The sequence below is a fragment of the Aeribacillus sp. FSL K6-2848 genome (genome assembly GCF_038004325.1).
Lineage (GTDB): Bacteria > Bacillota > Bacilli > Bacillales > Aeribacillaceae > Aeribacillus > Aeribacillus composti.
On sequence record NZ_JBBOQQ010000001.1, the window covers coordinates 1544805 to 1557747 of the forward strand.

A 12943-nucleotide genomic window follows, 5' to 3' on the forward strand; every position below is an offset into this window, starting at 1 on the left:
TACAGCAGAAGCTGTTTTGGGAATACTTTACAATTGCTGTGGCAAGAAAGGCGGTTTGCGGCATGCACTGCCCATGAATAACAGCAATATAAACGTATTTGTGCATTAAATGAAAAACGTAGAGCAGCGACGTCTGGTTTATAAGCAATCAACTTTCTGCAAGGAAAAGCAAATCAATTGCTCTATTGTGTACATCAATCGGCACCAGCTGTTACGACTTGACAAAAGAAAGGGACCCAAAATGCTGACCTTTTTGGATCCCTGCTTTTATGGTCAAAAATGAGTACAAACGTTAAAATACTGGAACATCTTTTTATGGGAATCGCTTTAAAATCCCTTTTCCTTTTCACACATTTCCACTGCAAAGCTTCTTTAGCAGGACAGATCATTTTTTTCATTAAAATAGGCATCAAACGTTTCAGCTTTCAAAATTTCTGTTGAACGTTTCCATAGATTTGGGAAGCGGATCGCATTCAACACTATAAGAATAGGCATTGTATGCATTTAATATTTCGGTCGCCAACTGCATGTGACGAGGATTTCATTTTTTTGATATCTCTGATACAGTTACAAACTCATAACCTTGTTGTTTTAAATATGGCAAGATTAGCTTCAATGCCTCTACTGTGGATGAATGAATATCGTGCATTAAAATGATGGAACCGTTTTTTGTCTTGGCTTGAACGATTTTAAGTACTTTTTTTGGGTCATCCGTTTTCCAATCTAATGTATCTACAGTCCATAGAATGATAGGCTTTTCAATAGCTGATCTGACCTTTTGATTAACAGCCCCATATGGAGGGCGGACGCAATTCGCTTTTAAGCCCGATGCCTTGAAAATTTCTTGATCGGTCATATTTATTTCTTCAAGTATTTTCTCTTTTTTTAAAGTTGTAAAATCTTTATGGCTAAAGCTGTGGTTGCAAATTTCATGTCCTTCCGAACCTATTCTTTTTACAATATTAGGATAAAAATTAACTCTTTGACCAATCACAAAAAAAGTGGCTTTTGCATGATACGATTTTAATAAATCCAAAATTTCTGTTGTATATTTTGGGTGAGGTCCGTCATCAAATGTTAGAGCAACTATTTTTTTGCTTTTGATCGGCTCGTCTTTTTGGATGGGAGGTTTTTTCGGCAATGGTTCTGCTTTTTTTGGTTTGTTTTCTTCCATCCGTAATCGCTTCCGCCACTCCTCTGTCAATAACTCTTTTCCTTTCGTCAAAGGAATGGAAATTTCAGGACTTTCAGCACCTTCTGTTACTTCATTGCTATGAAACTTGAAAACAATGAATTTGTTTGTCAAATAAATATTGGAAAAATCGTTATATGGGTGATTGAGCCACTTGTTAAGCTTCTTTTTGCTAAAGCTTTTTTTATATTTTTTTGATTGAAGAAACTGGTCCGTCAATTGAACATGCAGCTTTTCTTTTGTTTTTTCATCGATTTCTAGAATGTCTTGGCTGTTTATAAAACGTTCTGCTGCCAAATCGACTATGAAGATTTTAAAGTCTTTACTTTCTTTTTCCCCATCTGAATGGCTTTCCGAAGTAAAAACAAAAGAATAGACGCTGTCTGTGACCGGATAGAGGCGAAAAGTCAGAGAAAAATTCGACGGATCTTTAAACAAGCGCCATTTTTGGGATTGAATTTGTTCGTGAAACCGTCTTTTCTCTTCTTTGACATAAGACTGGATGGATGCATTCAGTTTGCTGCTTTGAAATCTCGGATAGTGTATGGCGGAATGGAATTCTTTTTTATCCTCAATATCTGAAATTAAGTCAACTCCATCATATTGCGATTTTTCTATTTGTTTGCTTCCATTTGCTGGGACAGACTGTACCCTTAATGTTTTGTAATAAAAAGACATTAAAAAAATGAAAATGATCGAAATGAAAACGATGCCGCTTATTTTCCATACAAACGATTTCACTAATGTTCACTGCCTTCTTTAAATAAATGCCGTATGTAAAATGTCAACGAATATAGAGTACTATCAGGATGAAAAGATGTCAAAGCCGTTTTCCATTTTTAATAAATTTTTTTAAAATTGGCTTTTATATCCATACATTTCTGCGATCCTTATGAAATTCGAAATATCATCATAAATATATTGTTTCAGTCCGTTTTCTTGAGCTTGATTCATATACTTGATGATTCTTTATCTTCTTGTCATTTCATTCATTGCTTCGGTTTGGATATGCGCTTCACCAATCTTTTTTGAAAGCTTCGTAAAGAGGTATGGATCTAGTGTAAATGTTAGTTGTCGTTCGAAACCTTTATCTCAACCTGTTTCGTGACGATCTAGCGGTGAATAAAGAAGCCGAGAGAATGCGTAAAATATTTATCAAATATTCAAGATGTTGAATGGTCGAGTTGCTGCTATCAGAGCCGTTGTAATGTTCATTTCATAAATAAATTTTTTGTTGTTAAACGAAAGCTTCCCTATTTTTTTCAAGTAAATGATGATTTATTCCATTAAAGTTTCAAACTAATATATTTAGACGCTCTTTCTTTAATATATGGTTCAGTCTGCTAAAAAAATTCACCTGAATTTGCATAATATGGATTATGACTAAGTTTCGTTTGTAATGCCAATCGCCAAAGGAGTGTCATATACTGACTTTAATGTTTTTCTTACTCCGGCGAACTTATGTAGCAGTTTTGTGGAACATTGCACATTGGGTTGTCGGAAGCCGCATAGCGAATTTTAATAGCGTTTTTTACTGTATGCTTAAAATAGATCAACAGGGGAATAAGCGGTTTTACTTCGGGATCTCCAGCCTACAAAGGTTTTATATTCAGCTGGAGAAGGGAGATCATATATGGATTTTTTAATTTTCAGAATTGGTAAGCAAGTTTCTTTACATTTGTTTTCGATTGCGTTTACAATGAAATTATAAACATTTTTGGCAAAGGAGGAGTTAAGATGTACGATGTGATTATTGTTGGTGCCGGTCCTGCAGGGGCAAGTGCTGCACTGTTTACAGCGAAGGCTGGAAAGAAAACATTAGTTTTAGATCACGATAAGTCAATGACGAAAAGGGCATGGATCGAAAACCACTATGGTGTTTTGGAAATTACAGGTCCTGATTTAATTGATATTGGGAAAAAGCAAGCTGAAAAGTTTGGGGCAGAAATAAAAAACGAGCAAGTGGAAACAGTTGAAACAAAACAGGATGGACTTATCGTCAAAACCGATGGCGGTTCGTATGAAGCGAAGCATGTTATTTTGGCGACAGGAGTATTGACGGATTTAGCCGAGAAAATCGGATTAAAAACAAAAGACGGAACAGAGCCTCGCATCAAAACAATATTCGATGTGGATTCAAATGGAAAAACAAATATTGACGGAATTTGGGCAGCAGGTACAGCTGCTGGCGTAAGCGTACATACAATTATTACCGCCGGTGACGGTGCAAAAGTGGCCATCAATGTCATCAGCGAGCTGAATGGCGAACGGTACGTCGATCATGATTTATTGAAAAATTAACTTCAAAAAAGACAGGACATTCATTTGTCTTGTCTTTTTTTATGTGCGCCCGGCATGGGTGTAATCTCTAGGGTGAAAGTCCCGAGCCACGAAGGCAGAAGTAGTGGTTAGCCTAACGCAAGGGTGTCCGTGGTGACGCGGAATCTGAAGGAAGCGAGCGGCAAACTTTGGGTCTCTCGGAACACGAACTTCATATGAGGCTAGGTATCACTGGGTGAGTTTGCACAACAAAACGAAGTGCTTTCTGCCGAAGGTGATACAGAGTACATGAAGCAGATAGATGGAAGGAAAGATTACACTCTTACCCGGGGAGGTCTGGCTGGCACGCCAAGTAACCTTGGTAACCTATCGAGTAATCGATAGCTGAACAGTCAGAAGTCAGCAGAGGTCATAGTACTCTTTCGAACTCGAGACGAAAGAGGAAGGACTGAACAATTAGGGAGAACGAAACACTAGGCGTTCATCTTCTGTGTGGAAGCAGACAATCCGACAGGACTTACTTGAAGGAGGAAGTGGTGAGTCCCACGGGGGACTTCAAGAGGGGGGAGCAGAAAATGGCACAAATAGAAGAATTCGTTCACGTGGAGAGGATATCTATGTTGATGGACATGATTTTGTCACGGGAGAATCTCCTGGCGTTTTATTTTATATGAAGAAAAGTTCGGAAAAAGTGACAAAGTTTTGACGAATCTGCAAATAAAATCTTTTGTCGCTTTATGATCACCATTGCCATTCGCTGAAGCAAGAGCAATTCATTAAAAAGCGTTTGAATTTTCCATTGGACCGCTTAAAAAATAGGAAATCAGCTATACATAGGTTTTGTGCATTTGTCTATAGCTTCCGCCGCATTTTTACATATGATGAAATAGATCGCATGAAGGGAGGGATTTGATTGCCTCTGCAATTAATGAAATTGGTTGTCACTGCGTCCACAACAACGAATGTCGTTCCTCAAGATCAAAGATTTTTCTACGTCACGACTGCAGAGACTGCTCCGGGAAGTATGCTCACCATTGATGCAGCCGACTTTTTTCAAGATGATGGTTCAGCTGTTACAGAATTGCCTGCATTATCAGCGGACAACAGTTATTATAATGTTTATGTCAACGGAGTGCTTCAAATGGGCGGACTAAGTACGTATACGCCGGGAGCAACGACGGTCGGCTCGCTTTCAATCAATGTGCCTGCAGGTGGAGATTCAATTTTAGCAGACACGCCAATTGTGCTGGAAGTAGTCAATTATTCACCTCAATCGACAACTGTTGTGTCAGCTTAACAAAATCAGGATCCGAAAAGTCTTCTTTCGGATCCTGATTTTTTTCTCCCATGCAGGAATACCTATTTCCTCAATTATAAATAGATGGAAATAAATTCTAAAATAATAGGAACACCCTTTTGCGGGACATCGCTTGATTTCAATATCAACATTCCTTTTTTCACTTCATAAATTTTCGGCGGCTGCAAGACACCGTTAATGAAAAGCCGGATATAGGATACATCTTTAGGATCCAAAATCCCTTTATTCGTAAATTCTTTGATTTGATCGGCGTCCGTATAAACGGTCTTTTTTCCATCAGCTAAAGCATAATAGTAAAATGTTTCAGCTTTTAAAGGCTTTTGTTTCATATGAAGCCGAACGTTCATGTGGAGGCGGGAGGCGGAACGGACCCAATCATATAAAACGGGAACATCGATTGTGTGATTTTCCTTCATATTTGTATCACCTCGTAAACTGTTTGTTTTATCATATGTTCGTTCAAGAAAAGGTGAGCTAGCAAAAGAAAATGTTTTTGTTGAATTAACCATTTCTGACCGTCGATTTAAAAAAGGTTTGTATTCCTTACAGTTTTACGTAAAGTATTCGATGATGGCGTTAGGAAAATAATAGTGAATATATTGTTCCATCATCTCTTTCAGCTCCCTTTCCTCTTCTGTTTGATAAACATATTTGCCAATTCCATACCGCCCCCACTTGTATTTTCTTTTTTTCTCATCCATTTCCAGTTTCGTTTTTGGATACCTTGCTTCGATAACTTTTTTGGCAGGTTTCGTGAATCGGTGTTGAATCAATTCAAATGTTAAGTTATCGTCTTCGATTACGTCACCCAGTTTTTTGAATAATTTTCTATATCCTTCTTTCCATCCATCATGCCGATATAGCGGAGCAACAACAAAACCGATAGGATATCCTGCTTTTGCGACTTTCAAAGCGGCGCTGATTCTTTCATCCAATCTTGATGTTCCCGGCTCCAGATGACGAATGACCCAATCGCTGTTGATGCTGAATCGGAAGCGGGTGTTGCCGTTATGTTTGGCATCCAATAAATGGTCTACGTAATGATATTTCGTTGTAAACCGCAATCTCCCCAGCTTTGTTTCTCCAATAAATTCGATCGCTTTTTTGAGTGAATGTGTTAAATGATCTATCCCGACGATATCAGACGTACACGAAGCTTCAAATCTGGTTATTTCTGGAACTCTCTCTTCTATATACTGTTTAGCTTGCTGAAAAATTTCCTCTAAATTTACATAAACGCGAATGTAGGGTTTGCTTCCTAACGTTGTTTGCAAATAGCAGTAATGGCAATGCCCCATGCACCCGGTTGCCAGTGGAATGGCGTATTCGGCAGAAGGCTTGCTCGTATCAAATTTCAATGTTTTTCGAACCCCGATGACTAAAGTCGACTTCGCATTGCGGTATTTCTGGAGAGGTGTTTCTCCGGGGATATTACGCACTTGATTGTGGGAAGTTGTATAGCGAATGTCGATTCCCATTTTTTCGAATTTTTCTTTCCATTCCACTCCAAGCGGGTATTCAAGGGCTCTTGGTTCAATGTATACGAGTTGTGGAATAAACGGCTTCATGATCAATCACCTCTATGTTATTATGCCGATATTCCTTCCGTTTTACTGATTTTCACGAGATTTTATCCCGTCCTCTTTTCAAACTGCTTGCGGAAATAATAAAATGTTGAGAGGGCGATTCATACAAAAGCGGTTCCCCTGCAAGGAAAAGGCAGATGAAGATCTTTACAATTCGTTTTAATTACGCTTACGATGGAAATACAATAGTTATCCTAAAAGGGGGAATTGCAACATGTATGATGTAGTCATTGTCGGGGCTGGTCCTGCGGGTGCAAGCGCCGCTTTGTTCACGGCAAAAGCCGGTAAAAAAACGCTTGTGTTGGACAACGATAAATCCGTGACGAAACGAGCTTGGATTGAAAACCATTATGGGTTATGGAAATTTCTGGACCTGATTTAATTGAAACAGGGAAAAAACAAGCGGAAAAATTCGGTGCGGAGATTGTGGCAGAAAATGTGGAGACAATTGAAAAACAAGCGGAAGAGCTTGTATTCAAGACGGAAAAAGGATCCTATGAAACGAAACACGTCATATTAGCTACAGGAGTACTGACTGATTTAGCTGACAAAGTCGGGCTAAAGACAAAAGACGGGACTGAACCCCGCATTAAAACAATATTTGATGTCGATGCACTAGGGAAGACAAACGTTGACGGAATTTGGGCTGCGGGTACAGTTGCAGGTGTCAGCGTTCATACGATCATCACTGACGGCGACGGCTTCAAAGTTGCGATCAATGTTATTAGTGAGCTGAACGGCGAGCGTTACGTCGACCATGATGTTTTGGAAAAATGAATAAAAAGGAATGAGGACAAGGCATCAAGCGACTTTGTCCTTTTTTATTTCATTGCAAAAGCGAACTTACCTACCAAAGCGATTCTTCTTTCTCAACAAAAGAACAAACAAATGGATACAACAGCCAACCAGCGAAGGAAAGCAGCAAAAATAAGGCAATTGTGTACTGGAAAGGGAGCCCGAATGCTTGCAGCAAAAGCGGAGGCGACACAACTGCCATTCCGTTGATGTTCCATACCAAGCACACTCCCGGTTTGGGTATCCATAAGAACTGTTTCATATCGGTGACCCTTTCGGACAGCGATCTCATCAAGGCTAAGGATTAATTCATTGTTTTCTAAAACACTTTCAAGAGTTTCTAAATGCTCCTTCTCTTTTTCTTTAGCAACGGAATAAAATATTCTTTCAACAGTTGTATAAGGTATTTTTTCCTTTCGACTCACTTCTTGGATAGTAGAGCCAATGCACATTTCGTACAGATATTCTCTGTACCGATTGGTCTGATGCTTATTAGGACGGATACATTCAAATGTTTGTGAAAATCCCTCATTACAGTTGTGACAACGGTATCTATACACTCTGACAAATAAGAAAAGGGGCTTACCTAATACGGACAAGTCACGAACCTTTCTTGTCCGCCAGTCATGGGCATGACTAGAAAAAAAACCGCAGTAAGAACAGCGTTCTTCTGTAGTATTTTTCTCAACATGTAACAAACTGCAATCTTCAAGAAACACTTGTTTAACAACTTCAAATTCTGGCAAATCTAGTGATACGGAAAACACTTTAGAACCTCCTGTTATGTTAAGTCACGCTAACATTATTGCCAGGAATTCGTGAGTGTTTTCCTTATTTTTTGGGTTAAATCACAAAATGTGGTGATGAATCTGAAAAATTAATTATTCCAGAGACCATCACTGAACAGGAAAAAGATTTTCTGGCAAGATTAGTAGAAGCGGAAGCGAAAGGGGAGCCTTATAAAGGAAAAGTTGCTGTTGCTACGGTTGTGTTGAACAGAGTGGAAAGCAGCCTCTATCCGGACACAATTACAGAGGTTATTTATCAACCCGGACAATTTACAACTGTGCAAAACGGGGAAATTTACAAGCCGGCCAGTAAAGAATCTAAAAAGGCCGTTCATGAGGCCTTGGCTTTCCAAGGGTTGGGAAGAGGATCCCTTTATTTTTACAACCCTGAAAAAACTGATGATCAATGGGTGCGCTCCAAGTCAATAACGACTGTGATCGGTAATCACATTTTTGCAAAATAAAAGAAAGCCGCCGCAAATGGCGGCTTTTGTCATTCCAAATCACTAAATGAATGTTGCGGATGAATGAAATTGCATGGCGAATGGAGGACTGAGGCGTTACAAATGTTTGCATTTTCTTTTTCTGAGGCACCTTTTGGTATGGAGCAGATCACCTTGCTTGTCCATCGACAAAATAAATCGAATTTTGGCTTAAAATGACATGATAATCATGAATTCATTAAACAGCCAACAAAACATGCAAAAACGATTGTCTTTGCGGTTCGAAATATTGCCATGGACATTTCACAACCAACAAGTATCAAATCACTTTCCAAAGGAAAATATATAACTGGGAGGTGACAAACATGGCGCAGGACGTTTTGTGTGAGGTAAATAACTGCAAATATTGGGCGGAAGGGAATAAATGTGCAGCTGATGCCATTTATGTCGTAAGTCATTCAGGAAAAACGGCAAAAAATCAAAAGGAAACTGATTGCAAGACGTTTGAACCAGAAACATTTTAATAAAATAGAGAGCCGGAAGTTGGCTCTCTTTGTATTTTTGATAATCTTTTCATTTTTATACAACATCTTTTTGGAATTCAGATTATATTTGTTTGCTTATGGCTGATTGAGCAGCGTTCAATTGTTGAATTGCAAACTGCAAAATGGATAGGTAAATGGATAAAATCATTTCTCCGTAACGGCTGCCGGGAACGGCCCACTTCCCATTTAAATCTTTCCAGGTCGGGGCAGAACCTCGTTCCACATAAATAAATCTGGGATCGACAAGGGGGAACCCGGCTGGAAGAGGCTTCGTTGTGGCGTATGCATATAAATGTTGAAGATGGGCCAGAACCCCTTCTCTCGGAGTAGAAAAGCTTGCTCCTGTAACATTTGGACCGGTAGCTCCGATTCCGGCAAAATTGTTTTGATTGCGATTGACTACTCCCGTAAAACGGAAATAGTTCGTTTCATGAATTGCTTGTGCAAATGCGATGTCGCCGCGAATTCCGTAGGATTTGCTTAATTGTTCATACAAATCGCCCAGCTGAGGTGCGCTAGGATTTGTTTTTCCTACATATAAATCCAAGATTGTTCCCGATACGAGCGTTTCTCCTAAAATAGGGATATCCCTTGAATCGGGAGAAGGGGTTTTCGGTTGAAGTGTTGATGAACGAGATGAATCTGTCTTTTGGCCTGATTGTGCCGTTCCTTGTTCTGCAGGAGTTAATATAAATGCATCCTTGTATCCTAATTGAACAAGCCTTGCCAACTGGTCTTTTGCATTTTGCAAATTTTTAAATGCCCCTGTTTGAACGCGGAAATAACTTGTTCCGTCCACCATCGCAGCGGAAAGGAAACTATCAACATTTTTTCCTTTCAGTTCATTTATCAGCTTTTCTGCATTTTCTCGGTTTTTAAAGGAACCGGCAATGACTTTGTACATCCTGCTGCCTGCAGCTGGCGATGGCTGCGGAGTTGGGGTGGTGCGTGTCGACTTTTTGGGCAAATTAAGCGCTTTTCCGATTCCATCGGCTAAGCTTGCTGCATAGTCGCTCATAAAGTCAGACGATGTTAAAAGTTTGATGTCATTCGAATGGTCAATAAACAATGTTTCCAAAAGAACCGCAGGCATTTTTGTTTCTCTTAACACGTGAAAATTGGCGCTTTTTTTGCCCCGATCCTTTACGCTATATTTCGGACCGATAACGCTCATAATTTGATCATGGATGACGGACCGGTATTGGATCGTTCTTGGAGAGGCCCCTCCGTTATAAACATAGCTTTCAAAACCTGTTCCTCCGCCGGCATTAATATGAATGGAACAGAAAAAATCAACATTCTCTCGGTTAGCCATGGATGATCTTTCTGACAAACCGACTGTTCGATCGTCTGTGCGCGTCATGAGAACGTTGACTTGGTAATGTTCAAGTAAATGTTGTCTTGCCAAGAGGGCAATAGTCAACGTAAAATCTTCTTCCTCATAATTTCTATAGGTTGCGCCGGGATCGCTTCCTCCGTGGCCAGGGTCTAAAAGAACGGTTGTCACTGCAATATCCTCCTTCGTTTTCAAACATCCAATTCGCTTGTCTACAAATATTTTATTCAAGTAATGGAAAGGAAGTTCAAAAAAATTTTATTTTTAGCGAAAACTGTATCGAAATCCAAAACATTTAGGTCAATTTGTCGATTTTTTTCATTTTCTTCCTACCAGAATTCAATCAAATCATGTATAATACATTTCGTCATAACATTATACCGAAAAGCAAACAGGTGCCGGCACATAGCTGCCAGCTTAAAAGGGAAGTTTGGTGAAAATCCAACGCGGTCCCGCCACTGTGAATGGGAGCAACCTGGGAAAACCACTGTTTCAACGGGAAGGTCCAGGAAGCGATGACCATGAGCCAGGAGACCTGCCTGTTTGAGCACACCTAAAACCCTACGCGGATAGGGAGGTGTTTGAAAACAATACATATGTACGTTTTCAGACATCTTCTTATCGAATTCAAGAAGATGTTTTTTATTGGAGGAGGAAAATGATGAAAAAATTATCTGCACTATTTTTAGCCTTATTACTTCTATTTGGAATTGCGGCTGGATGCGGCCAACAAAATACATCAGAGCCGTCTGAAAACAAAAGCAATCAAAAGACGGAAGAGACGGCTTCACAATTTCCGGTGAAGGTCAAGGACGGTTTAGGAAATGAGGTGACGGTAAGCGAAAAACCGGAGCGGATTGTTTCGCTAATTCCAAGCAATACTGAAATTGCCTATGCTTTAGGGTTGGGTGAACAAATTGTCGGTGTAAGTGATAATGACAACTATCCGGAAGATGTTCAAAACAAAGAAAAGGTTGGCGGGATGGAATTTAATGTTGAAAAAATTATTTCTTTAAAACCGGATCTTGTTTTAGCGCATGCTTCCAGCGCCCATAACTCGCAGGAAGGGCTGAAGCAGCTGAAAGATGCGGGAATAAATGTTTTTGTAGTCGAAGATGCCCAATCATTTGATAAAGTGTATGACTCCATCCAAACAATCGGCAAAATTACAGGGACAAGTGACAAAGCCGAAGATATTGTGGCTGAGATGAAAACGAAACTGGCGGATATTCAAGAAAAAGGAAAAACGATTCCGGATGATCAAAAAGTGTCTGTTTTTGTCGAAGTGAATCCCGCACCACAAATCTATACGACGGGAAAAGGAACGTTTATGGATGAAATGCTAACGATCATTGGAGCAAAAAATGCAGCGGGCGATCAAGAAGGCTGGCCGCAAATGACGGAAGAAGCCGTTGTAAAACTGAACCCAGACGTCATTGTGACGACATACGGCTATTACGTCGATAAAGCTGTTGACCAGGTGTTGGCACGCAAAGGATGGGAAAATGTATCAGCGGTGAAAAATAAACGGGTTTACGATGTGCATTCCGACTTGGTGAGCCGCCCAGGCCCAAGATTGGTTGAAGGAGTAGAAGAACTTGCGAAAGCAATTTATCCGGATGTCTACAAAAAATAAACATGTGGTCGCCTATACGGCGACCGCTTGTTTTCTTATTTTTTCCGTCTTTTTAGGAATTTCTATCGGAACGTTTCACATCACGTTTAAGGATATTTTCCAAATAATTTTCAATCAACTGTTCTATACCGGTTTGGCGCCGGACATTGATGAAAGCATGAAAAGCATTGTGCTTGATATTCGACTTCCTCGTGTCGTTTTAGCCGGACTTGTCGGAGCCTCGCTTGCAATGGCGGGGGCTTGTTATCAAGGGCTTTTGCAAAACCCTTTGGCAGATCCTTATACGCTCGGTGTTTCATCAGGTTCTTCTTTAGGTGCTGTACTTGTTCTTTTTTTCGGCATTCAAATTCCTTTTTTCGGCTCATTCACTTTGCCGGTTGTCAGCATTTTTACGGGTTTTTTAACGATTTTGGCTGTGATTTTGTTCGCCAATTTCATTGAAAAAACGATGAGGATTGAAACGATTGTGCTGACCGGAATTATTTTAAGTTCCTTTTTAAGTGCTTTCATTTCATTAATGATTGCCCTGACAGGCGAAGAATTGCGACAAATTGTCAACTGGTTGTTAGGAAGCGTTGCGATGCGCGGCTGGGGATACGTATTGATGCTTTTGCCGTTTTTTTTAATCGGGTCCATTTTGATTTTTGTAAACGGAACAGAATTAAACGCTCTGTCCTTTGGCGAAGAGAAGGCGAAGCAGCTTGGGGTCCATGTAAAAAGGAGAAAGCTGTTTATTTTAGCATCATCCTCTTGTTTAGCCGGTGCGGCCGTTGCCATCAGCGGAACGATTGGGTTTGTCGGTCTTGTCATCCCGCATGTAAACAGGCTGCTTTGGGGAAGTGATTATCGCCATCTTCTCCCTCTGTCCGCCATTTTTGGCGCCGCTTTTTTAATTTTGGCGGATCTCGTTTCAAGAACGATCGTGTCGCCGACAGAACTTCCGATCGGTGTGATCACGGCTTTAATCGGCGCTCCCAGCTTTGCCTTTATTTTAATGAAACAAAGAATGGAAAGAAGAGGGTAA

General features: G+C 40.1%; 10 protein-coding genes, 2 pseudogenes and 1 riboswitch. Of the genes and pseudogenes, 7 read left to right on the plus strand and 5 right to left on the minus strand.

Going from position 1 to position 12943, the window contains the following annotated elements; translation table 11 throughout:
• Positions 1-541 precede the first annotated feature (541 nt).
• Entirely contained in the window at positions 542-1933 is a 1392-nt protein-coding gene (locus NSS70_RS07620) for a polysaccharide deacetylase family protein (RefSeq protein WP_117017210.1), read from the minus strand.
• Between the two features lie 996 nt (positions 1934-2929).
• On the opposite strand from NSS70_RS07620, the gene NSS70_RS07625 reads away from it, so the two are divergent.
• A complete protein-coding gene (locus NSS70_RS07625) occupies positions 2930-3493 on the plus strand; it encodes an FAD-dependent oxidoreductase (protein ID WP_339199508.1) in 564 nt (187 codons plus the stop codon).
• Positions 3494-4385: 892 nt separating this feature from the next.
• Positions 4386-4769 (plus strand): DUF4183 domain-containing protein, encoded by a 384-nt coding sequence (locus tag NSS70_RS07630; RefSeq protein ID WP_340881209.1) that lies wholly within the window; start codon positions 4386-4388, stop codon positions 4767-4769.
• A gap of 74 nt (positions 4770-4843) precedes the next feature.
• On the opposite strand, the gene NSS70_RS07635 is transcribed toward NSS70_RS07630, so the two are convergent.
• Both NSS70_RS07635 and splB read right to left on the minus strand, forming a co-directional pair.
• Positions 4844-5206, minus strand: coding sequence for a DUF4183 domain-containing protein (locus NSS70_RS07635; protein WP_340881210.1), 363 nt, complete (start codon positions 5204-5206; stop codon positions 4844-4846).
• A gap of 135 nt (positions 5207-5341) precedes the next feature.
• The gene (splB, locus tag NSS70_RS07640) at positions 5342-6358 is read right to left on the minus strand and encodes a spore photoproduct lyase (protein WP_339199512.1); all 1017 of its coding nucleotides are present in this window, start codon (positions 6356-6358) and stop codon (positions 5342-5344) included.
• A gap of 232 nt (positions 6359-6590) precedes the next feature.
• Here splB and NSS70_RS07645 point away from each other — a divergent pair.
• Positions 6591-7153: pseudogene (locus NSS70_RS07645) on the plus strand (FAD-dependent oxidoreductase).
• A gap of 92 nt (positions 7154-7245) precedes the next feature.
• Here NSS70_RS07645 and NSS70_RS07650 read toward each other — a convergent pair.
• Positions 7246-7938, minus strand: a complete 693-nt coding sequence (locus tag NSS70_RS07650) for a transposase family protein (RefSeq protein ID WP_340881214.1) — start codon at positions 7936-7938, stop codon at positions 7246-7248.
• Positions 7939-8042: 104 nt separating this feature from the next.
• Between NSS70_RS07650 and NSS70_RS07655 the strand changes: the two are divergent.
• Together NSS70_RS07655 and NSS70_RS07660 are read left to right on the plus strand one after the other, a co-directional pair.
• A pseudogene (locus NSS70_RS07655) lies at positions 8043-8423 on the plus strand (cell wall hydrolase); the annotation flags it as partial.
• Between the two features lie 344 nt (positions 8424-8767).
• The gene (locus tag NSS70_RS07660) at positions 8768-8926 is read left to right on the plus strand and encodes a DUF1540 domain-containing protein (RefSeq protein ID WP_339199517.1); all 159 of its coding nucleotides are present in this window, start codon (positions 8768-8770) and stop codon (positions 8924-8926) included.
• 82 nt (positions 8927-9008) lie between these two features.
• Here NSS70_RS07660 and NSS70_RS07665 read toward each other — a convergent pair whose 3' ends face one another.
• Entirely contained in the window at positions 9009-10454 is a 1446-nt protein-coding gene (locus NSS70_RS07665) for an N-acetylmuramoyl-L-alanine amidase (RefSeq protein WP_339199520.1), read from the minus strand.
• Between the two features lie 205 nt (positions 10455-10659).
• Positions 10660-10840, plus strand: a riboswitch (cobalamin riboswitch).
• Between the two features lie 104 nt (positions 10841-10944).
• Here NSS70_RS07665 and NSS70_RS07670 point away from each other — a divergent pair.
• Both NSS70_RS07670 and NSS70_RS07675 read left to right on the plus strand, forming a co-directional pair.
• Positions 10945-11919, plus strand: coding sequence for an ABC transporter substrate-binding protein (locus tag NSS70_RS07670; RefSeq protein WP_339195713.1), 975 nt, complete (start codon positions 10945-10947; stop codon positions 11917-11919).
• Positions 11882-12943, plus strand: a complete 1062-nt coding sequence (locus NSS70_RS07675; RefSeq protein ID WP_339194959.1) for a FecCD family ABC transporter permease — start codon at positions 11882-11884, stop codon at positions 12941-12943. The genes NSS70_RS07670 and NSS70_RS07675 overlap by 38 nt, the downstream gene beginning before the upstream one ends.

Excerpts from the sequence above, each read along its gene's own strand:
- NSS70_RS07625 (WP_339199508.1), top strand. The coding sequence starts at position 2,930 with ATGTACGATGTGATTATTGTTGGTGCCGGTCCTGCAGGGGCAAGTGCT.
- NSS70_RS07635 (WP_340881210.1), bottom strand. The coding sequence starts at position 5,206 with ATGAAGGAAAATCACACAATCGATGTTCCCGTTTTATATGATTGGGTC.
- splB (WP_339199512.1), bottom strand. The coding sequence starts at position 6,358 with ATGAAGCCGTTTATTCCACAACTCGTATACATTGAACCAAGAGCCCTT.
- NSS70_RS07660 (WP_339199517.1), top strand. The coding sequence starts at position 8,768 with ATGGCGCAGGACGTTTTGTGTGAGGTAAATAACTGCAAATATTGGGCG.
- NSS70_RS07670 (WP_339195713.1), top strand. The coding sequence starts at position 10,945 with ATGAAAAAATTATCTGCACTATTTTTAGCCTTATTACTTCTATTTGGA.